The organism is Vreelandella xerophytica (assembly GCF_968048975.1).
The window spans coordinates 1973746-1996018 of sequence record NZ_OZ309106.1 but is presented as its reverse complement, the minus strand read 5'-3'; the positions used below and the strand labels follow the sequence as shown (position 1 = coordinate 1996018).

Below are 22273 nucleotides of genomic sequence, written 5' to 3'. Positions count from 1 at the left end.
TCGACCCTTGAGATGACCATGATGGATAGACTCACCGAATCTCTGCGCCTGCCAGTCATCGGCTCGCCCATGTTCATTATCTCGGGGCCTGAACTTGTGATCGCCCAGTGCCAGGCGGGAATCATCGGCGCATTTCCTGCGCTCAACGCCCGCCCGGCCCAGGTGCTGCGCGATTGGCTTTTGCAGATCACCGAACATCTGGCGCAGTACAATCAAGACCACCCCGACGTACCGGCCGCGCCCTTTGCGGTGAATCAGATTGTGCACCCCACCAATGACCGCCTTGATCATGACGTTGCGCTCTGCGCCGAGTTCGAGGTGCCGCTGGTGATTACCAGCCTGCACGCGCCGAACCAGGTGGTCGAGCAGGTGCACGGCTACGGCGGTCTGGTGTTTCACGATGTGACTACCCTGCGCCACGCCAGAAAGGCGGTGAATGCCGGCGTCGACGGCCTGATTCTGGTGTGCCAGGGCGCCGGTGGCCATGCCGGTCGGCTTAACCCGTTCGCTTTTGTCGCCGAGGTGCGCCGGTTCTTCGACGGGCCTTTGGTACTCGCCGGCGCCATTACCCAAGGCGAGCAGATTGCCGCGGCGCGCGCGCTGGGGGCTGATCTTGTGTATATGGGCACACGTTTTATCGCGACCCAGGAGGCCCGCGCTCAGGCCGAGTACAAGCAGATGGTGCTGGACGCCGCTGCGAAGGACATCGTCTATACCAATCTGTTTACCGGTGTGCACGGCAACTATCTGCGCCAGAGCATCGAGCAGGCAGGGCTGGATCCGGACGCGCTGCCCGAAGGAGACAAGAGCGCGATGCGCTATGGCTCCAAAGGTAGCAGCAAATCAAAGGCCTGGCGGGATATCTGGGGTGCGGGGCAGGGCGTGGGGGCTATCGCCACGCTTGGCAGCGTGGCCGATGAAGTAGCCACGCTGCGAGCGAATTATCAGAGAGCCTTGGACCATTTACGCCGGCTTTGACGAAAGGCCGCCTTCTACTGCACTACAGGTGTACTGCAGATAACGGGCTCGATTGACGTTGAGGCTATTCGCGATCCTCGTTAGTCAACGATGAGCCGGTCACTGACGGTTTCAAGGTGATAGTCGCTATCGCCCAGGTAGTGATCGAACATTATCAGGTGCTTGGCGTAAGCGGCCACATGACACTCTTCGGTCATGCCCATGGCGCCGTGAAGCTGAATGGACTGTTCGGCGATAAAGCGCGCGGACTCGCCGCAGTATGCCTTGGCCGCAGCAATCTTGTAGTCGCGATCAAAGGGCGTGAGCGTCAGGCTGGTGGCCGCCAGAATCGCCATGGAGCGGGATTGCTCCAGGTGCAGATGCATGTCCACCATACGATGCTGCAGCGCCTGTAACGTTGCCAGAGGCACACCGAACTGCTTGCGCTCTTTCAGGTACGCAAGGGTCTGGTGGCAAGCGGACTCCATGGCGCCAAGTGCCTGCGCGCAGAGCGCGGCGCGGCCCATGGCGAGTGTCTCCTCAAGCGCGCTTTCCACGTCTTCGCTCAAGCAGTTCTCGGATTCCAGCACAACGTCTTGCAGCGTGAGATCCCCCGCAGACTGCTCGTCCATGGTCACGTACGTGAAGGGGAGGGCACCGGGCGTATCGGCAGGTACGACGAATAGCCCCAGCTTGCCGCTTTCGAGCTTCGCGGTGACCAGCGTGGCGGCAGCGGCGTCCAGATTCATGACAAGATCCTTGCGCCCGCTGAGATGCCAATGACCATCTTTCTGACGTGCTTGGGCAGTGATGGCCTGGGCCTCAAAACGCGCGAAAACCTCCTGCCAGCCGAGCGCCAGCTGATGTTCGCCTTCCAGCAGCGGCGCGAGCCAACGCGCGCGCTGGGCATCATCGGCGCTCAGTGACAGAAGCTTGCCCGGCAGTACCAGCCCGAACAGGTAGGGCTCCGGCACAAGACCCCGGCCCAGCGCCTGCAAGATGATCATCAGGTCGGTGCCATCGCCGCCAAGCCCGCCGACTTCTTCGCCAAAGGGCATGTGCAGAAGGCCGAGCTCGGCAAAGGTTTGCCACAGCTCGGAGGCGCCAAAAGAGGACGCTTTGAGCAGGACGCGGCGCTGTTCCGGCGAGACGCGGTCCGCCACCAGGCGGGTCAGCGTCTCCTCGAGCATGCGCTGCTCGTCGGTTAAAGCAAAATCCATGGTGCCCCCTTACATGCCAAGAATGGTTTTGGCGACGATGCCTTTTTGTATTTCGTTGGCTCCGCCGTAGATCGAAAGCTTGCGCCGGTTGAAGTACTGAGCGCTTGCCGCCGCGCTCTGGGCGTAGGCCGCATCGAGCGACTCATCACGGTAGAGAAAGTCGGGAAAGAACGCGACGGCCGCCGGACCAAGCGCGCGCCGGGTCAGCTCGCTGAGTTCCTGGCGAAGCTCGGAGCCGCGAACCTTCAAAAGCGAGCTCTCAGCACCCGGGGCGCCGCCATCGCGCGCGGAGGCGATTACGCGCAGATTGGTCACCTCGAGTGCCATCAGCTCGAGCTCGGCCTTGACCACACGCTGGCGAAAGCTCGGCATTTCCAGCAAGGGCCTGCCGCGGTGCTCGACACGACCCGCCAGCGACTTCAGGTGACGCAGCGCCTGCTTGGCATGGCCAAGCCCGGCAATGCCCGTTCTCTCGTGGGTAAGCAAAAACTTGGCACAGGTCCAGCCCTGGCCCTCTTCGCCCACGCGGTTTTCGACCGGTACGCGCACGTTATCCAGGAAGACTTCGTTGACTTCATGCGCGCCGTCGAGCGTGACGATCGGACGCACCGTGATGCCCGGCGTCTGCATGTCGATCAACAGAAAGCTGATACCGGCCTGCTTCTTGGCGGCGGGGTCGGTGCGCACCAGGCAAAACAGCATGTTGGCGTGCTGGCCCAGGGTGGTCCAGGTCTTCTGACCATTGACCACGTAGTGATCGCCATCGCGCACGGCGCGGGTATTCAGGCTCGCCAGGTCCGAGCCGGCGCCGGGCTCGGAGTAGCCCTGGCACCACCAGTCCCGGTTGTCGAGGATGCGCGGCAGGTAGTACGTCTGCTGCTCGGGAGTACCGAACCTCATGATCACCGGCGCGACCATGTTCACCCCGAAGGGCACCACGGTGGGGGCGTGGGCGGCAGCGCACTCTTCATCGAAGATGTGGCGCTGTACTGGTCCCCAGCCGGGCCCGCCGTGCTCCACAGGCCAGTTGGAGGCAAGCCAGCCTTGCTCGGCGAGAATACTTTGCCAGCGCAGGTAGTCATCGGCACGCAGATGGCGGCCCTGGCGTACGCGTTCGCGGATATCATCGGGCAAGGTGTTGTTGAGAAACTGGCGGACTTCGGTGCGAAAGGCCTGCTCTTCGGGGCTAAAGGTAAGATTCATGATCAGGATTCCTTGGCAAGCATAGCCTGGCGGTGCGGCCCACCCAGGTGGCGCGGGTAGTTCAACGCTTCCACGGCGAGTAGATCGATGTCGCTTTCCCGATAGCATTCGCCGCGCTCGGCGATACCCAGGCTTGCGACTGCGAGTGCCGTTTGCACCTCACCGGCGCCTTCCTGCCCGGCGGCGCTGAGCGTATTGAGAAGGCTTTTTCCCCGGCTTGCCACCACGTTCAGGCGCAGCGCTTTTAATGTGAGCGCCACGCGCTGCTGGGCCAGACCGTCGGTGCCGTGATTGACCAGCTCATGGAACGCGCCGCTATCGGCGAGTACCAGGCTCAGCCCGGCATTGGGTTCGCCTTGCCCGAGCTGCTCGAGGGTCAAGCGCGCGGCACCTGGCGGGCAGCCGTCAGCCGTAGCACCGGGGGCGAGGAGGCAGAGCTCGGTGTGGGCGTTGGGTTCAGTGGCGAGCTCGAGCCCGGCGCGGGGCGCGGCTGCGGTGAGTTTCTCGAACATCGGATGTTCGCCGATCAGAGCGAGGCGCTTGAAAGGCTCCGCGTTTTCAACCCCGGGCACCAGATGCGGGCTGCGCGCCGCGAAGAACAGATGAATCAAGCCAGCCCGCTGGGGTGACTCCATGCACGCCATGAAGAGCGCCCGTTCCCGGGCGAGGCCGTCCTTGAGCGAGGCGGAGGCAGTGCACGCCTCGACGGCCTCGACGATACGAAACGGCGAGAAAAGATCCGGCACCTCGCGTTCCAGGCGCGTCTTTGCTGCCGCAATCGCCTTCGGATCAGCCGTAGGAGCGGCCAGCTCTCCGGTGATGCGCGGCTGGGCGTGGCCGGCCACAATCTCCCGGGCGGCGGCCAGGCCCGCTTCAAGCGGTGTTTCAGCCTCGCTTACCGCGTCGATGATACCTGCCTCTAGCGCCTCATCGGCGGGCACGAAGCGCCCGCTGGTGATGACATCCAACGCCAGCGACACGCCGGCCAGGCGCGGCAGGCGCTGGGTGCCGCCGGCGCCGGGCAGAAGCCCCAGCTTCACCTCCGGCAGCCCCACGCGGGTACCTTCAAGGGCAACCCGGTAATGACAGCCCAACGCCACCTCCAGCCCGCCGCCCAGGGCAGTGCCGTGCAGCGAGGCTACGAGCGGCTTGGGGCAGGCCTCGAGCGCGCTGATGACCTCGGGAAGTATTGGCGCCTGTGATGGCTTGCCGAATTCGCGAATGTCCGCTCCGGCAATGAAGGTGCGCCCGCTGGCCAGCAGTACCAAAGCCTGGGTCTGTGGATCGGCAATGCCTTCATCAAGTGCATCGATCAGGCCGCTGCGCACGGCGTGGCTCAGGGCATTGACGGGCGGGTTGTCGATTTCGATGACGCCGATATCGCCGTGGCGCTGATACGAAACGGTCATGGTTTACTCGCTCTGTTTTGTATAGTGAACATTTGATTATCAAGTGGCGCTAGATGAGGTCAGCAAACGCTGGTGGCGTTTTTGACTCAGGCGCGCCAGTAAAATACCCGGTAGCAAGGCGACAAGCGCCAGGCCAATCAGCTCGAGCTGACTCAGCGGCACCATGCCACCGCCGGGCAACGCCAGTAAAAGCCCTGCCACTAGCACCAGCGTACGAATGACGCTCTCCTGCAGCGCCCCAAAACCGAGCCTTCCAACGCCCATCAGGTAACCCTGCATCGCCGAGGCAAACAAGATGATGCCCACGACGGCCTGAATGAACACGGGCACAATCATCAGAGGCGCGCCTTGCATGATCAGTGCCGGGTTGAGCACGAAAAGAAACGGTATGAAGTAGATGACGCTGCCCAGGCGCATGGCCTGCAGGCCGGTGGCCATGGGGCGGGCGCCAGCTACCGTGGCCGCGGCAAAGGCCCCGAGTGCCACTGGTGGGGTGATGAAGCTCAGCATGCCCCAGTAGAGAATGAACATGTGCACCGCCATCGGATCAAGGCCGCCGCCCTGGATTAACGCCGGAGCCAGGGCCACCGCCAGAAAGATGTAGGCGGCGGTCACGGTCATGCCGATGCCGAGTACGAAGCTGGTGACCGCGCCCATGATCAGAAGAAGCGGCACGCTGCCCCCGGCGATATTGATGAAGTCGTTGGCAATGGTACCGGATAGCCCGGTCATCGAAAGCGCACCCACCAGCATGCCCACACCGGCCAGAATCGCGATCAGCTCGGCAAAGAGCTTGGCCGCCGAGGAGAGCGTGTCGGTCACATCCGACCAGCCCCAGCGGTTGTGCCTGGAAAGCTGATTGAGCACCAGCAAAAGCGCCGTGGCGTAGAAGGGGGCGACGGCTTCGCGCTGCATCACCAACAGCATCCATACCAGCAGGGCGAAGACGAAGATAAAGTACCAGCCCTCTTTTAACGTCTGTTTCAGTGAAGGCAGTTCGACGGCAGGCAGGCCCTGGATGTCGTTGCGCGCCGCGTAGGCGTCGATCTGAATGAACAGACCCAGAAAATAGAGAATCGACGGGATGACGGCGGCCAGCGCCACGGCGGAGTAGGGAATATCCAGAAACATCGCCATGACGAAGGCGGTGGCGCCCATCACCGGCGGCATCAACACCCCGCCGGTGGACGCACAGGCCTCGACGCCCCCGGCAAAGGAGCGGCTCATGCCGATGCGCCGCATGGCGGGAATCGACAGCACGCCGGTGGTCAGCACGTTACTGATCACGCTGCCGCTCATCGAACCCATCAGCCCGCTCGAAAAGATCGATACCTTGGCCGGCCCGCCACGCACATGGCCCAGTAGCGCAAACGCCAGGTTGATGAAAAACTTGCCGCCCCCGCTTTTTTGCAGCACTACGCCGAAGACCAGAAAGCCGATGACCAGCCCGGCAAAGGCCTGCAGCGGTACACCCATGATGCTTTCGGTGCTCATGGTGTGATACATGGCGGTCTGTTCAAGCGTGGAAGGGAACGCCTGGATCGGGCCGGGCACGATATCGGCCACCAGCGGATAAAGCGAGAAAACGGCAGCAATAATGGCAATAGGCCAGCCGCCTGCCCGTCGTGCAGCTTCAATGATCAGGAGCCAATAGGCATAGCTTGCGTAAATGGCCAGATTTGGAGCAGAGAAGGCCCAGCCGCGTTCGAGAATGGACACGGCGTTATAGACGAAGTAGCCGCCCACAAGCAGAGTAACGGCGCTCAATAGATAGTCATACCAGGGAACAGGCTTTCCCTGCTGGCGGCTGCTCAGAGGCCAGAGCAGAAAGACGAGCGGCAGCAGCAGTGCCACTACGGCGTAATAGAACTGCGTTTCGAGCCCCGTCACGAAGGTTAAAAGACCCGTATTGAACAGATAGTCCAGGGTCATCAGCATCAAAAGTACGGTGACGAAAGCCGGAATCCAGCGTAGAGCGGGGGGGAGCTCACGTATCTGGCTGATCTTTTCTTTGACCTGTTGGCTATCGGCAGGCGGGGTATGGGTGGTCATAGGGCGTTCCATCAATCAGCAGGGGCGGCGGGCGCCGCCCCGTGGCGTGTCACTCGAAGATCGGCTCGAAACCGGCATCGCGCAGGGCGCTGGCGCGGGCGGTCATCCACTCGCCGGCAAAGGCGTCGTTATCGCTTGGAGCCTCTTCCATGAACTGCTCCCAGGCGTCGATCAGCACCTGCTGGCGTTCGACCAGCTGATCCTGGTGGACTTGCATCTCGTCGGTCCACACATCGATTTCCTTGTAGTACTCGACGACCGCGTCATGAAACGGCACGACCCACTGTAGATCCTGATACTCCAGGGCGTAGCCATTGGCGCCGGGGGCATTATCCTTGTAGTCGTCGTAGTTCTCCTGCAGCGCCTTGATCAGCCCATAAGCGACGTTGTCTTCCAGATCCTGATTGGCGACCACAATGGGGTAGGGGTAGCTGGCGCTCGCCAGCGGGTTGTCGGCGCTGATATCACCGGCCCCGGCGGTCACCTCGTGCGGGCGAAAGTAAGGTGCAACGGCGGCCATGCGCTCCCAGCCCGCTTCGTCATCGGGGTCCAGCACCGGCCAGCTGACGCCGCGGGGGCTGCTGGCGAGCTGCTGGGCGGGCGGGGTGACGGTGGTCGTAAAAGAGGCATCCACGTCGCCGGCGATGATGCCGTCAAACGAACGGGCGTAGCCCGGGTAGTCCACCCGTTCCACGTCCTCCCAGGTCAGCCCGCCAAAGGCCAGATACGCCTCGGTACCCTTGTTCAGTGCGTCGTCACCGCGAATATAGGCAATGCGTTTACCCGCCAGATCCGCCGGCGTCTCGACGTCCAGATCGCCCGCCACGGCCAGTGAAAGGCCGAAGGAGGCGGTAGAGGTAGTGATCACGCGAATCGGCTGAGGGCCCCAGTCGCGGTCGGCGAACATCATCACCCCTTCCATGCCATAGTAGCTGGCGATGCCACAGGCGCAGAGATCGACACGCCCCTGCTTTAATGGGGTCATGCGCGACACGTCGTTTTCACCGGGCAGAATGCGCACCGATGAATCGTACTTGTTCTGCAGCATGTTTCCGATGGCGACTGCCTGGGCATAGCCACTTGAATTGGTGCCATAGGCAGTCCAGGCCATGGTTCTAGGAAGCTCAATATCACTGGCATGACTGATGGCAGCACTCAGCAGCGATACAGGTAGGGCAGCGACAAGCAGGTAGTGAGCGAATGGGCGCATTTTATGCTCCTTTATTATGGTTGTGAGGCGATAATTACATTTTGTTACTTTTTGTTTTGCTATGCGGTACATTGTTTTGCAAATGGTCGATTGATAGTAGTGAAGCCTCGAGCGTTATGTCAACGCTGTTATTCTGGTCGATGCAGATTGGGGGCAGACGTATATAAAAAAGCCAGGCAAATGCCTGGCTTTTCAAAAGAATGGATAAAACGTTGGCTAAGAAAATTCCCGCCAGGCGGCATAAGTGCTGAGGAAAACGCGCCCGGTCAGGGCGTCGAGAAAATCGCTGTGTTTGAGCCGATCCATTACCGGACCTTTCACTTCCGAAAGGTGCAGCTTCACCTGGGAATCCTTCAAGCGGGCGTTGATCGCATCCAGGCTCTCGAGCGCCGAGGCATCGATCAGATTGACCGCCGAGCAGATCAGCACCACATGCTCGAGTTCTGGACGGTTGGCTACCAGGTTGTAAATGGTGTCTTCCAGGTAACGGGCATTGGCGAAATAGAGACTTTCATCGATGCGCAGCAGGGCCGCGGTCTGGGGGGCTTGTACATCGTGGCGTTCGATATTGCGAAAATGCTCGGTGTCCGGCACCCGGCCCACCAGGGCGCTGTGGGGGCGGCTGGTTCGGTAGAGAAAGAGCGCGATGGAAAGTGTCACCCCGCCGATGATTCCGGCTTCCACCCCCTCGACCAGTGTCAGCAGTATGGTCACCGCCGTGGCGGCGAAGTCGCTTCGCGAGTACCGCCAGGTCTGGCGCAGCATGGAAATATCCACCAGGGTCAGAATGGAGACTGTGATGGTGGCGGCTAGGGTGGCAATCGGCAGGTAGTAAAGCCAGCCGGTAAAGGCGGCGGTGACGACCGCGATGCCCAGTGCTGCAAACGCCCCCGCCGCGGGTGTTTGCGCGCCGGCATCGAAGTTGATTACCGTGCGCGAAAGCCCCCCGGTGACCGGCATGCCGCTAGTGAAGCCTGCGGCCAGATTGGCAGCCCCCAGGCCGACCAGCTCCTGGTTGGGGGAGATGCGCTGGCGCCGCTTGGCGGCGAGCATCTGACCCATGGAGACTGACTCGACAAAGCCTACCAGGCTGATCAGAAGCGCCGGGATCAACAGCGCTTTCCAGAGTGCGCCGTCGCCGAAGGGAAAGCCCAAGGCGGGCAGACCGCCCGGTATGGAGCCCACCACAGCAACGCCTTGAGAAGCCAGCTCCCAGTGCCAGCAGATAAGTGTGGTGATGACCACCGCGAATACCGGACCGGATTTGGTCAAAAGATCCGCCAGCCCCGACGGGAGTCCGATGCCGGTAAACAACTTCTTGCCGACGCGGCGCATGCCGATCAGAAAGATCAGTGTGCCGGCGCCGATGCAGAGCGTAGGGAGGTTGACAGTGGAAAGATTCGGCACCAGCGTCATCAGCCGTTCTACCAGGGTGAACCCGCTGCTCTGAACGCCCAGAATACTACCCATCTGACTGGCGGCTATGAGAATGCCCGAGGCGGTCAAGAAGCCTGAAATGACTGGATGGCTCAAGAAATTGCTGAAAAAGCCCATCCGTAGTATGCCCATTACCACCAGTATGACGCCCGAAAGCAGCGAGAGAATCAGTGCGGCTTCGAGATAGGCGCCCGACCCCGGTTCGGCAACGGAGGCAAGCGCTGCCCCGGTCATGAGCGCAATGATCGCCACCGGCCCCACCGCCAACGTACGGCTTGTTCCCATCAGGGTATAAAGCAGCTGGGGCAGAATACTTGCATAGAGCCCGACCACGGCGGGAAGTCCTGCCAGCAGTGCGTAGGCGAGCGATTGGGGAATGACCATGATCGTGACAATCAATCCCGCCAGCAGATCAGCGCTCAAGAGGCGCTTATGGTAGTGGGGTAGCCACGTGAGTATGGGAAAGTAGCGCTTGAGCATAACGTCGGGTGCCGGGTTTCAAGATTGAACTTTAATCTTCCATAGTAGCGTGTTCAATCTATCGTTAGAGCATCTGGTTAAAAATAACCTTCATCATTCCCCCAAAGTGTTACTTCAATGTTCGAGTCCTCGGAGTAATCTTGCTGAGGCAAGCCAAGCCTTTGGCATGTACGCATTACTCACTAACGCCAATGATAAAGAGTACACATTATGCGGCTACTTCGTTTGCTGGCGCCTCTGGCGCTGCTGGGAATATCGATCGAGCTGGTAAGCCACGGTGGGACCACTACCTATCTGGCGTTACTGGTGGCAGGCCTGGCCGGCGCAGGGCTGATGGGTAATGCCTTTGCCGGTGTCTACCATGGGCAGGTGAACCCCCTCAACGGGGCGCTCAAGTTCAAGCCGCTCAAGGACTACGCCTCGCTCAAGGCGATGGCGTACCGTTTGATGGGACAAGCCAGCAGTACGGCGATCGCCTCGGCGGAGGTTTCCCATTACGCTGATCTGATGGATCAGCGTCTGGTGAGTCAGGAGCGGATGGCCAAAGAGGCCGCTTCCAGCATGGCGGCCATCAATACGGCGATCACGCAGGTCAGCAGTAGCGCCACGCAAGTAGCGACATTGGCTGAACAGGCGCGCCACGCCAGTCATCACAATCATGCCTGCCTGGCCGAGATCATCCAGGATATGAACGATGTGGCCGAGCGTTCCAGTGGCGCGCTCGAGATGCTCGCATCGTTGAATGACAAGATCGAACGCGTGCAGAGCGTGACCTCGATGATCGAGGATATTGCCGAACAGACCCACCTGCTTTCGCTCAACGCCTCTATCGAGGCGGCGCGGGCAGGTGAGCACGGGCGGGGTTTTGCGGTGGTGGCCGGCGAGGTGCGAAGTCTTGCGCAGAAAACCTCGAGCGCCACCGCCCGGGTCGAGGGTCTGGTTCGTGACATGCACCAAAGCGGCCATGGCGTGGTCTCGACCATGAACGAGCTGATGATACGCATCCGCGAGCGCTCCAAAGGCATGCAGACCGTGGGCGAAGGGCTGGCGACGATGACCCGGGAGTTTGATCACGTAAATCAAGAGATCGGCAATGTTGCCCTGGCAATGCAGAGCACCACGGGCCATAGCCAGAAGGTTACCCAGACGCTGGGCCAGCTTGAGCGCGATGTCGACGAAGGCAACCGCAACATGCACGATCTGGCCGCGCAGGCGCATGCCTTGATGGAAGCCGCCGAAGGCGTGGATGGCGAGCTGGCCCAGCAGCGCTTGAACGGGCGCCATCAAGCGGTATTCGAAGCGGCCCGTCAAACCGCCGATCGGATACAGGGACTCCTTGAAAAGGCTTTGGCCCGGGGCGATATCTCGCTCCAGGCGCTTTTCGACGTGGATTATCAGCGTGTGCCGGGCACCCGGCCACCGCTTTACCATACAGGCTTTGATACCTTTACCGACCAGCATCTGCCTGGGCTTCAGGAGCCCATGCTCCAGGCCTGCCGCTTGAGCTACGCCATCGCCTGCGATCGCAACGGCTATGTGCCCACCCACAACCTCGCCGTAAGCCAGGCGCCCATCGGTGATCTGGAACACGACTTGAAGTACTGCCGCAGCAAGCGCATTTTTGACGACCCCACGGGCAGCCGCTGCGGGGCGCATACTCAGGCACTTCTATTGCAGACCTACAAGCGCGATACCGGTGAAATCATGCATGACCTCTCGGTGCCTATCTATATCAACGGCAAGCACTGGGGTGGTTTTCGGGTCGGTTATCAGCCGGAAAGCTCCTGCGACCGCCATGCAGCTGCGCTGCCCTCATCACACCGAGGGCATGTATCATCAGTCCGCCAGCTGACGCGGACGTGACTGCCAGGACGACCACGAGTAGAGTGCAAGACCCAGCCAGATCATCACGAAGGTAGCCAGTTGAATGGTGCCGAGCGGTTCGCCGAAGATGAACAGGGCGATCAGAAACTGGATGCTGGGGTTGATGTACATCAGAAACCCCAGCGTCGAGAGGCGCAGCCGCCGGGCGGCACCGGCAAAGGCCAGCAGCGGCAGCGCAGTAGCCACACCGCTGGAAACCAGCAGCACGCTCATGGGGGCATCGAAAAGAAAGTGCGATTCGCCCTGCAGGCTGAGCCAGGTCAGCGCCAGAAGCGCCAGTGGAAAGAGCAGTAGCGTTTCCACAAACAGCCCCGACAGGCCATCCAGGGGGATCTGCTTGCGGAAAAGCCCGTAGCTGCCAAAGCTCAGCGCCAGCATCAGGCTGATCCAGGGCAGCTCGCCCAGCATGGCAAACTGGATGACAATGGCAAGGCTAGCAAACCCCAGCGCCACCAGCTGGAGACGCGCCATGACTTCCCGAAGCACCAGCATGCCGAGCGCCACGTTGACCAATGGCGTCAGGAAATAGCCCAGGCTTGCCTGCAGCACCTGACGACTCTCCACCGCGTAGATATAAAGCCCCCAGTTGGCCCCGATCAAAAGCGCACAGATAAGCACCCGCCCCAACCGACGCGGCGCTTTCAGAGCGGTGATGACCGGTGTCCAGCGTTTCAAGAGTGTGATCAACCCCACCAGAAACACGCAGGACCATAGAATACGGTGAATCAGCACCTCGAACGCCGGGCTACCCTCGAACAGCGCAAAGTAGAGCGGGAAACATCCCCACATGATGTAAGCCATCAAACCGAAGGTGACACCTTTGGCTGCCTGGGGGTCGCGAACGGAAGGGAAATGCATAGCAGCCTCATTACTTAAAAATGCTAATCTATCACACAACGCCATCACACACCGGTGAAAGGAGAAGGACATGACGCAGCTGAAAACGAGCCTGGTGCAGTGCTATTTGCGCTGGGAAGACCCCGAGGCCAACCATGCGCACCTGGAGCGTTTACTGGGCGAGCTTGATAGTCGCGATACCGACCTGATCGTACTGCCCGAGATGTTTGCCACCGGCTTTACCATGAACTCCCGGGAAATGGCCCAGCCGATGAACGCGAGTTCGAGCGTTGCCTGGCTCAAGGCGCAGGCCAAGGAGCGCGGGTGCGTGCTGACGGGAAGCGTTGCCATCGAGGATGACGGCCAGTACTACAACCGGATGATCTGGGCCACGCCGGACGGCGAGATGAGTCATTACGACAAGCGCCATCTGTTTCGCATGGCCGGTGAACACGAGCGCTACGGGATGGGAAAGACCCGCGAGGTCGTCGAGCTCAAGGGCTTCAAGCTACTGCTCAGCGTGTGCTACGACCTGCGCTTTCCAGTCTGGACGCGTCAGCAACCGGCAGAGGGCGAGCACTTCGAGTATGATGCGCTACTTTGCGTCGCCAACTGGCCCGCTGCGCGTCGCCAACCCTGGCGGACACTGCTTCAGGCCCGCGCAGTTGAAAACCTCACTTACGTAGTGGGTGTCAACCGGGTAGGCGAGGATGCCAAGGGCCTTGGATACAGCGGCGACTCCATGCTGGTCGATTTCAAGGGCGAGCTTCTGATCGACCATCCCGCCAATACGCCGTTCATTGAAACCGGCGTACTCGATAAAACGGAACTCGATGCTTTTCGTGAAAAATTTCCAGCCTGGCAGGATGCCGACCGCTTCTCGCTGCTGTCGGGGGTGGGGCAATAATGCGTCTTGACCGCTTTTTGAGTGAAACCAGCCCCTTGACCCGCAGCCTTGCCAAGCGGGCGCTCAAGAATGGCGAAGTCACCTTGAACGGCGAGCCGGTCAAACAGGCGTCGACCCATATCGATACCGAGCAGGACGAGGTGGTACTCAACGGCGAAACGCTTTCCCTAGTCGGGCTTCGTTATCTGATGATGCACAAGCCGGGGAACGTGGAGTGCACTGCGCGGCGTGGGCTCTACCCGCGAGTGATCGATTTGATCGATCTACCCAAGGCGGAGCGGCTACAGTCGGTAGGGCGCCTGGATGTGGATACTACCGGGCTTTTGCTTCTTACCGACGATGGCCAGTGGTCGCACCGCGTCACTTCACCCAAGCACCGCTGCGCCAAGGTGTATATCGCCGAGCTTGCCGAGCCCTGGGAGGGCAGCGCCGCTGAGCACGCCATCGAGCAGGTCGCCCAGGGCATTCTACTCGACGATGAGGACACGCCGACCAAACCCGCGACGCTGCGCTTTATCACGCCGCAACGCGCCGAGCTGACCTTGACCGAAGGGCGCTATCATCAGGTAAAGCGCATGTTTGCCGCCCTCGGTAATCACGTCAACGAACTGCATCGCCAGTCGATTGGCGACATTTCCCTGCCCGATGATCTGGCCCCCGGGGAATGGCGCGAACTCAGCGCCGAAGAAATCGCCAGCTTCTAACGCCTGACTCAGCGTCCTTTGCAGGGCGCTGTTAGGCACGCTTTTATTATACCGTTATCTTCCTTGCACCAATTAGCTGACCAAGCTTTGCCTTTAAACCAAAAATCAATTGTTAAACAGTAAATTCGCGCAGGTGGGCTGCGGCAATCAGCGCCTGGGTATAAGGGTGCTGGGGCGAGGCCAGCACCTCCATGCAGGGGCCTTGTTCAACTACTTCACCATCCTTCAACACCATGATGCGGTGTGCCACGGCGCGAACCACAGCCAGGTCGTGGCTGATAAACAGATAGCTCAGCTTGCGGCGCTCCTGCAGCTGGCGCAGCAGGGTGACCAGTTGCTTTTGTACCGTGCGGTCCAGGGCCGAGGTGGGTTCATCCAGCACCAGAAGTTCTGGCTCGAGAATGATGGCCCGGGCCACGGCGATGCGCTGGCGCTGACCACCGGAAAATTCGTGGGGATAGCGCGCTGCGCCGCTTTCCGGCAGGCCGACTTCCTTGAGGGTTTGATGCACCCGCTTGGCCACCTCGTCTTGAGTGAGATCCGGATAGTGAAAACGCAGGCCTTCGCTGACGATATCGAACACCGGCATTCGCGGCGACAGCGCGCCGTACGGGTCCTGGAACACCATCTGGAAACGGTGACGCTGACGGCGCAGCGCGTTGCCGTTAAGCTCGCTCAGGTGTGCCTCGCCCAGACGTACTTCTCCCTGGCTTTGCACCAGGCGCATGATGGCTGATGCCAGCGTAGTCTTGCCTGAACCGGACTCGCCGACGATACCCAGCGTCTCGCCGGGGGCGATGGCAAGATCAATAGCCTTGACGGCTTCGAAAGGTGGTGGCTGGCGCTTGAAAAGCCCCGCCCTGGGGCGCGCAAAGCTCACCTTCAACTGTCGCGCGGTGAGCAGCGGCGCATCGACGGTCAAGGGTGCCGGCCGGCCTTCGGGCTCGGCGGCTAGAAGTGCTTTGGTGTAGTCGCTTTGCGGGTGGGTAAATACGTCCTCCACCGGGCCGATTTCCTGCACCTTGCCCTGATACATCACGCACACGCGCTCAGCAAAACGGCGCACCAGGTTAAGATCGTGGCTGATGAACAGCATACCCATACCGTGGTGGTCGCGAAGCTCCTTCAATAGCGCCAGAATATCCTGCTGCACGGTGACATCGAGTGCGGTGGTGGGCTCGTCGGCAATCAGCAGCGCAGGGTTGTTGGCAATTGCCATGGCGATCATCACGCGCTGGCGCTGGCCGCCGGATAGCTGGTGGGGCCAGGCGTCCAGTAGCTCCTCGGCCCGCGGCAGCTTTACCTGTTCGAGCAGTTCCTTGGCCCGCGCGCGGGCCGCCTTGCCCCCAAGCCCCTGGTGCAGACGCAGCGTTTCACCGATCTGCTTGCCGATACGGTGCAGCGGGTTGAGTGAGGTCATGGGCTCCTGAAACACGAACCCTACGCGATTGCCGCGTACGCCATTCCATTCCCGGCTGGAAAGCCGGTTGAGGTCGGTATCCTCCAGCCAGCGCTCGCCACTAACCTCGGCGTTACCGGGCAGTAGATTGAGCGCGGCCAGCGCCGAAACCGACTTGCCGGAGCCAGATTCGCCGACAATCGCCAGCGTTTCACCAGCATTGACACTAAGCGATAGCGCATCCACCACGGCGTGGCCTTCAAAGGCGATGGTGAAGTCGGTCAGCCGCAGCAGTGGTTTGGGTATGATCGGTTCAGGCATGCGGGGCTCCCTGTGCGGGTCGGGCGGCGCTCTGTTTGACGTGACGTGGGTCAAAGGCGTCACGCAGGCCCTCGCCGATAAACACTAAAAGCGAGAGCATGATGGCCAGCGTCATGAAGGCGGTAATACCCAGCCAAGGGGCGTGAAGGTTGTTCTTGCCTTGTGCTGCCAGCTCGCCAAGCGAAGGCGACCCCGGCGGCAGGCCGAAACCCAGAAAATCCAGCGCGGTCAGTGTGCCAATGGCGCCGGTGAACAGAAACGGTATGAAAGTGAGCGTGGCCACCATGGCGTTGGGCAGCACATGGCGCCACATGATCAACCGTGATGGCAGACCCATGGCCTTGGCAGCGCGCACGTATTCGAGATTACGCGCGCGCAGAAACTCCGCGCGCACGATATCGACCAGCCCCAGCCAGGAAAACAGCAGCATGATGCCCAGTAGCCACCAGAAACCCGGCTGAACGAAGCTTGCCAGAATGATCAAGAGAAACAGCATGGGGAGTCCGGACCAGATTTCGGTGAAACGCTGGCCGATCAGATCCACCTTGCCACCGAAGTAACCCTGCAGGCCACCGGCAAGTACCCCCAGTACAAGAGAGCCTGTCGTCAATACCAGAGCGAACGCTACCGACAGACGAAAGCCGTAGATGACCCGGGCCAGCACGTCGCGGCCCTGGTCGTCGGTACCCAGCCAGTGACGGCGGTCCGGCGGCGCGGGGGAGGGGCGAGTCATCTGCATGTCCAGTGTCTGATAGGAAAATGGAATCACCGGCCACAGGGCCCAGCCGTTATCAGCAATCTGCGTTTGAATGAAGGGGTCCAGGTAGTCGGTGCGCGTAGGCAGGAAACCGCCGAACTCGGTTTCTGGATAGTCCACCAACAGCGGCGCGTACCATTGGCCATCGACGTGCATGATCAGCGGCTTGTCGTTGGCAATCAGCTCCGCCATCAGGCTGATCACGAACAGTACGCCAAACAGCCAAAGCGAAACGCGTGCCCGCCGGTTAGCCTTGAAGGCCGCCAGGCGGCGCCGGCTAATCGGCGATAGTCGTGATGTCATAAAGCCCATTCTCACGACTCCCTTGACGCAAAATCGATGCGCGGGTCGACCCACACATAGGTAAGGTCCGATATCAGCTTCAGTACCAGCCCGATCACGGTATACAGGAACAGCGTGCCGAAGATCACCGGGTAGTCGCGCTGCATGACCGCCTCGAAACCTAAAAGCCCCAGTCCGTCGAGGGAGAAGATCACCTCGATCAGCAGCGCCCCGGTAAAGAAGATGCCGATCATCGCCGCGGGCAGGCCTGCGATGATGATCAGCATGGCGTTGCGAAACACATGGCCATACAGAATGCGGTTTTCGGTAGCGCCCTTGGCACGGGCGGTGAGCACGTACTGCTTGTGAATTTCATCCAGAAAGCTGTTCTTGGTCAGCATGGTGAGCGTGGCGAAGCTGCCGATCGCGGCGGCGGCGACCGGCAAGGTGATATGCCAGAAGTAATCCTTCACCTTGCCCCATACAGAAAGATCGTCAAAGTTGGGGGAGGTGAGTCCTCTCAGGGGAAACCAGTCCAGGTAGCTGCCGCCGGCGAAGACCACGATCAGCATGATGGCAAACAGAAAGCCGGGGATCGCGTACCCGACAATCACCAGTCCGGATGTCCAGACATCAAAGCGCGAGCCGTGACGCAGCGCCTTGCGAATGCCCAGCGGAATCGAGATCAAGTAGACCAGCAACGTCGTCCAGAGCCCCAGCGAAATCGACACCGGCAGGCGCTCTACCATCAGCTCGACGACCGGGCGGTCGCGAAAGAAGCTGGTGCCGAAGTCGAGCGTCAGGTAATTGACCATCATGCTGATGAAGCGCTCGTGGGCGGGCTTGTCGAAGCCGAACTGCTGCTCGAGCTGTTCGATAAAGCGCGGGTCGATTCCCCGCGCTCCGCGAGAATCGTCGCTTACCTGGATATCCGCGCCGCCCATGTCCAGGCGAGTGCTGGCCATGGCGTTGGCGCCCTCGAAGCGCGCCAGCATCTGGTCAATCGGCCCGCCCGGGGCAGCCTGAACGATCATGAAGTTCAGCAGCATGATGCCCAGCAGCGTGGGTATCATCAGCAGCAATCGGCGTAGGGTATAGCGTGCCACGGTACACTCCAGGAGTTGTCGGGAACGGCTGGTTAACGACGCCTTTGCAGCTCGGCTTCGCGTTGGGTATCCACCCACCAGGCATCCAGGTCCATTGCGTAGGCAGGGAAGGGTTGCGGATAGCCGAACTTGTCCCACACCGCGATGCGCGTCTCACCGGAGTGGTAGTGAGGAATGGCGTAAAACCCCCAGCGAAGCACGCGATCCAGCGCCTGCGCGGCGGTGTCGAGTTCCTCGCGGTTCCCTGCGCCAATGATATGGTCCACCAGATCGTCCACCGCCGGATGGGCCAGTGCCATGCGATTACGGCTCTGGGGCGCCTTGGCCGCTGCACTCGTCCAGTAGTCCCGCTGTTCGTTGCCGGGGTTGTTCGACTGCGGGTAGTGGCTGATGACGATATCGTAGTCGTAGCCGCGAACCCGGTTGAGATACTGGTTGATGTCGACGATGCGCATGGAGGTCTCGATCCCCAGGCGCGCCATGTTTCGAAGCATGGGCTGTACCACCCGCTCCAGGGCGGCGTCATACATCAACACCTCGAGGCGAAAAGCCTGGCCGCTGTCGGCATGAATCAGCTCGCCGTCCTCGATGTCGTAACCGGCCTCGCGTAAAAGCTCGAGGGCCCGATGCAGACGACTGCGAAGCTCCGCCGGATGGTCGATGGGTAGGGGGTCGGTAAACAGCCGCTCGGAGCGGTGCGAGGCCAGGAGTGCTTCGCGGTGAGGCTCCAATAGCGCAAGCTCTCCTTCAGAGGGGGGACCAAAGGCCTGCATTTCCGAGTTCTGGAAATAACTCTCGGTCCGTTGGTAGGCGTCATAGAAGATGTTGGTGTTGAGCCAGGGAAAATCGAAGGTGAGGCTCAGCGCTTCACGGACCCGCGGGTCCTGGAATTTCTCTTTTTGCAGGTTGAAGACAAACGCCTGCATCATGGACGGATTGACGTCCGGGATGGTAAGACGCTCGATCAGCCCCTCCCGAAAGGCGGGAAAGTCGTAGCCGATCGCCCAGGTGGCGGCGCGGGCATCTTCACGAAAATCCGTCAGCCCAGCCTTGAACGCCTCCCAGGCGATGTCCCGATCACGGTAGTAGTCGTAGATCACGCGGTCGATATTGTAGCGGCCGACATTGACCGGCAGATCCTTCCCCCAGTAGTTCTCGTCGCGCTCGAAGACGATACGCCGACCCGGATCCACCTCGCTGATTCGGTAAGGGCCGGAGCCTGGGTGGGCTGCCAGAGTAGGTGCGGTGAAGTCTCGGGGCTCCCAGTAGTGGCGCGGTAATACAGGCAGCTGTGCCACGATCAGTGGAAGCTCTCGGGAGGTGGTATCACTGAACTCAAAACGTACCTGATGCTCGCTCTGGGCGATGACATCAGACACTCCAGCGTAGTAGCTTGCATAGAACGGACTGCCTTTTTCGCGCAGCAGTTCAAAGGAGAACACCACGTCATAAGCGGTGACGGGTTCGCCACTTTGAAAGCGCGCTTCCGGGCGAAGGTCGAACTCGATCCACTCGCGATCCGGGTCCAGGCGCACGCCTTCGGCCAAGAGTCCGTAGAGGCTGAAGGGCTCATCGGGGTTGCTGATCATCAGCGTATCGTAGATCTGGGAAATGCCGGTGGCTGGCGTGCCGCGTATGATGAATGGGTTGGTCGAATCGAAGCTCGAGCCCACGGCGGTATGGGTAATGGAGCCGCCCTTGGGCGCCCGGGGATTCACGTGAGGAAAGTAGGCAAAGCCCTCGGGAAGTGCGGGGCTGTCGTAAAGTGCCAGAGCGTGAACGGTTTCCACCGGGGCGCTGCTTGGTTCTTCCAGAAGCGTCAACGGGTCATCGTCACTGGCCGATGCCACCCATGGGGCAACACCGGCCACGACCAGCAGCAGGACGCAAAAGGCTTTTACAAACGGCACACCACTTTGCATGAAGGATGTCCTGTCGTTGCAATAAAATCGTTACATTAAAATCACTGCAACCCAACTGTTGCAATAAGGTAAAACGCTCTTAGCGCGCGGAGAGGGCGAGTAGCTGGCCCGGCTGTAACGCGCTCGGCCGTTCAAGCGCATTCCAGCGGATAAGATCGCGCTGGTCAATATTATATCGCGCGGCAATGGCGGAAAGGCTATCGCCATTTTCAACGCGGTGAACCGCGGGTGTCTGGGTCGAGGCCAAGGCAGTGGGGCCGTTCTGGGAAAGTTCGGCGATCAGATCGGTATCGGCGGACTCCGGCACCAAGAGGGTCTGACCACTGCGCGGTCTCGCCTGGCCATCAAGCAACCCCGGGTTGAGCTCGGCCAGCGCCTGCTGGCTGACATCCAGAAGCGTCGAGGCCTCGGCAAGGCTCAAGGGCTGCTGAAGTCTTATCTTGGCGAAGGCCGGGGCGGCGTGAATATCCGGCAGGGCGACACCGTAACGCTCAGGGTCCTGAATAATGGCCGCGATCGCCTTCAACTTGGGCACATACTGCATGGTTTCCGAGGGGAGTGCCAGATCCCAGTAGCTGCCTTCAAAACCTTGGCCCTGCGCCCGGCGCATGGCCTTGTTCACGGTACCGGCGCCGGCGTTGTAGGCGGCCAGCGAAAGCAGCAGGTCGCCGTGATACCACTGTTCGGCCTGAGATTCCAGATAACCCAGCGCGGCCTGGGTGGAAGTGATCACATCCAGCCGCCCATCATAGCGGCTGTTGCGGGTCAGCCCTAACGCATCGCCGGTGCCGGGCATGAACTGCCAAAGCCCTGCCGCACCCATATGACTTTTCGCGCTGGGGTCAAAAGAGCTCTCTACGAAGGGAATCAGCGCCAGCTCGCCGGGCAGGCCCCGTGCGCTGACCTGCTGGCTGATCCAGGCAAGCCAGGGAGTGGCGCGCCGGGTGATTTCAACGATATTTTCCGGTTGCGCGCGGTAATGCTCGATCCACTCGTCGACCCGCCTCTGAGCCTCCATGGGAAGCGTCTTGTCCTGCCACTGGAAACTGGCGCGCAGCGTGCTCCACACGTCCTGCGATTCAAGCAGCAATGAATCCCAGAAGTGAGCGTGGTAAGCGTCGAGCCGTGGACGTGTGGCACTAGAAGGAGTGGCAGGAGTGGGGCTTTGAGCGGGAGACGCCGTAAAGGCGTCCAGAGGGCCTGACGAGGCTTCGGAATTTGCCGCGGCGGCCAGCAGAAGGCCCATGACGACGGTGCTGCCAGCGCTTAGCATGAAGCGCTGGCGGATCGTTCGATAAGTCATAAAGAATCTTATTTTGAATAAAGGCGTTAGAAACGGTTTTTCCACTCGCGCAGCGTCGTGAACGTTGCCAGGTCGTCACCATTCGGGCCTTGGGTTCCCGCAGCCTGGCGCACGCTTTCGGTGGCCACGCGTAGATAGGGGTTGATGCTGAGCTCGCGCCCAATGGTGCTGGGGAGAGTGGGGCGATCCAGCGCACGCGCTTTCTCGCACTCATCCAGTGCCTGGACAAGCGTGTCATTGTCCGGGTCCGCCGCCCGGGCGAAGGTGAGGTTGGCCTGGGTGTATTCGTGCCCGGCAAAGACCAGTGTATCTTCGGGCAGCTGTGCCAGGGCATTCAGTGAGGCCAGCATCTGCTGGGGCTCTCCTTCGAACAAGCGCCCACAGCCTGCGCAAAACAGCGTGTCACCACAAAACAGCAAAGCCGGAATGCCCGCAGCGAAGTAACTGATGTGGTCCAGGGTATGGCCGGGGGTGGCAATCACTTCGAACAGCCGGCCCATCACGCGTACTTCGTCACCGTGGCCCACCGTCTCGTCGATACCATCGATGGTCGAGTTGGCCGGGCCGATCACATGGGGAGCGTAACGTTTTTTCAGCTCTTTCACGCCGCCGGTATGATCATTATGGTGATGGGTGATCAAGATCGTGGCAAGGGTCAGGCCCTCACGCTCCAGAAGCTCGATGACCGGCGCCGCCTCACCGGGGTCGACTACACAAACGTTTTGGGTAGTATCCTGTCTGAGCAACCAGATATAGTTGTCGCTAAGGGCGGGAATCGGTGTCACGCTCATCATGGGCGAGATCCTTTAACGTTCAGACGCTACTGCGTGTGCCGGAATACGCGCACCGCCATGTAAAAAAGTCGCTACTGTGGAGGGAAGCG

At 60.7% G+C, this 22273-nt stretch carries 17 protein-coding genes; 4 read left to right on the top strand and 13 right to left on the bottom strand.

From position 1 onward, the window contains the following. Positions 1-18 precede the first annotated feature (18 nt). Positions 19-978, top strand: coding sequence for an NAD(P)H-dependent flavin oxidoreductase (locus tag ACWF8S_RS09515; protein ID WP_447553087.1), 960 nt, complete (start codon positions 19-21; stop codon positions 976-978). An 80-nt stretch (positions 979-1058) separates the two neighbouring features. On the opposite strand, the gene ACWF8S_RS09510 is transcribed toward ACWF8S_RS09515, so the two are convergent. The 6 genes from ACWF8S_RS09510 to ACWF8S_RS09485 form a co-directional block, all read right to left on the bottom strand. Beyond that, positions 1059-2177 (bottom strand): acyl-CoA dehydrogenase family protein, encoded by a 1119-nt coding sequence (locus ACWF8S_RS09510; RefSeq protein WP_447553086.1) that lies wholly within the window; start codon positions 2175-2177, stop codon positions 1059-1061. Positions 2178-2186: 9 nt separating this feature from the next. Continuing rightward, positions 2187-3380 (bottom strand): acyl-CoA dehydrogenase family protein, encoded by a 1194-nt coding sequence (locus ACWF8S_RS09505; protein ID WP_447553085.1) that lies wholly within the window; start codon positions 3378-3380, stop codon positions 2187-2189. A 2-nt stretch (positions 3381-3382) separates the two neighbouring features. Next, the gene (locus tag ACWF8S_RS09500; RefSeq protein ID WP_447553084.1) at positions 3383-4789 is read right to left on the bottom strand and encodes an enoyl-CoA hydratase/isomerase family protein; all 1407 of its coding nucleotides are present in this window, start codon (positions 4787-4789) and stop codon (positions 3383-3385) included. A 39-nt stretch (positions 4790-4828) separates the two neighbouring features. Next, positions 4829-6841 (bottom strand): TRAP transporter permease, encoded by a 2013-nt coding sequence (locus ACWF8S_RS09495; RefSeq protein WP_447553083.1) that lies wholly within the window; start codon positions 6839-6841, stop codon positions 4829-4831. 49 nt (positions 6842-6890) lie between these two features. After that, positions 6891-8051, bottom strand: coding sequence for a TAXI family TRAP transporter solute-binding subunit (locus ACWF8S_RS09490; RefSeq protein WP_447553082.1), 1161 nt, complete (start codon positions 8049-8051; stop codon positions 6891-6893). A 216-nt stretch (positions 8052-8267) separates the two neighbouring features. Further along, positions 8268-9968 carry a SulP family inorganic anion transporter gene (locus tag ACWF8S_RS09485; protein WP_447553081.1) on the bottom strand — a complete coding sequence of 567 codons (1701 nt, stop codon included), beginning with the start codon at positions 9966-9968 and terminating at the stop codon, positions 8268-8270. A 210-nt stretch (positions 9969-10178) separates the two neighbouring features. On the opposite strand from ACWF8S_RS09485, the gene ACWF8S_RS09480 reads away from it, so the two are divergent. Beyond that, a complete protein-coding gene (locus ACWF8S_RS09480) occupies positions 10179-11831 on the top strand; it encodes a methyl-accepting chemotaxis protein (RefSeq protein WP_447553080.1) in 1653 nt (550 codons plus the stop codon). On the opposite strand, the gene rarD is transcribed toward ACWF8S_RS09480, so the two are convergent. Then, entirely contained in the window at positions 11805-12710 is a 906-nt protein-coding gene (rarD, locus tag ACWF8S_RS09475; RefSeq protein ID WP_447553079.1) for an EamA family transporter RarD, read from the bottom strand. The two genes, ACWF8S_RS09480 and rarD, sit on opposite strands and share 27 nt — an antisense overlap. A 70-nt stretch (positions 12711-12780) precedes the next feature. Here rarD and ACWF8S_RS09470 point away from each other — a divergent pair, with 70 nt between their 5' ends. After that, positions 12781-13596: an amidohydrolase gene (locus ACWF8S_RS09470; protein ID WP_447553078.1), complete on the top strand. Its 816-nt coding sequence runs from the start codon at positions 12781-12783 to the stop codon at positions 13594-13596. Next, the gene (locus ACWF8S_RS09465) at positions 13596-14300 is read left to right on the top strand and encodes a pseudouridine synthase (protein ID WP_447553077.1); all 705 of its coding nucleotides are present in this window, start codon (positions 13596-13598) and stop codon (positions 14298-14300) included. The genes ACWF8S_RS09470 and ACWF8S_RS09465 overlap by 1 nt, the downstream gene beginning before the upstream one ends. Positions 14301-14412: 112 nt before the next feature. Here ACWF8S_RS09465 and ACWF8S_RS09460 read toward each other — a convergent pair whose 3' ends face one another. The 6 genes from ACWF8S_RS09460 to gloB form a co-directional block, all read right to left on the bottom strand. Further along, a complete protein-coding gene (locus ACWF8S_RS09460; RefSeq protein ID WP_447553076.1) occupies positions 14413-16020 on the bottom strand; it encodes an ABC transporter ATP-binding protein in 1608 nt (535 codons plus the stop codon). After that, positions 16013-17089: an ABC transporter permease gene (locus ACWF8S_RS09455; protein ID WP_447553075.1), complete on the bottom strand. Its 1077-nt coding sequence runs from the start codon at positions 17087-17089 to the stop codon at positions 16013-16015. Before ACWF8S_RS09455 ends, ACWF8S_RS09460 begins: the two co-directional genes overlap by 8 nt. Positions 17090-17091: 2 nt before the next feature. Then, complete coding sequence (locus tag ACWF8S_RS09450; protein WP_447553074.1) at positions 17092-18165, bottom strand: microcin C ABC transporter permease YejB; 1074 nt, start codon at positions 18163-18165, stop codon at positions 17092-17094. Positions 18166-18197: 32 nt separating this feature from the next. Beyond that, entirely contained in the window at positions 18198-20087 is a 1890-nt protein-coding gene (locus tag ACWF8S_RS09445; RefSeq protein ID WP_447553073.1) for an extracellular solute-binding protein, read from the bottom strand. A 79-nt stretch (positions 20088-20166) separates the two neighbouring features. After that, the gene (locus ACWF8S_RS09440; RefSeq protein ID WP_447553072.1) at positions 20167-21390 is read right to left on the bottom strand and encodes a transglycosylase SLT domain-containing protein; all 1224 of its coding nucleotides are present in this window, start codon (positions 21388-21390) and stop codon (positions 20167-20169) included. Positions 21391-21416: 26 nt separating this feature from the next. Next, on the bottom strand, positions 21417-22184 hold the full coding sequence (gene gloB / locus ACWF8S_RS09435; protein ID WP_447553071.1) for a hydroxyacylglutathione hydrolase: 768 nt from the start codon (positions 22182-22184) through the stop codon (positions 21417-21419). Positions 22185-22273 lie beyond the last annotated feature (89 nt).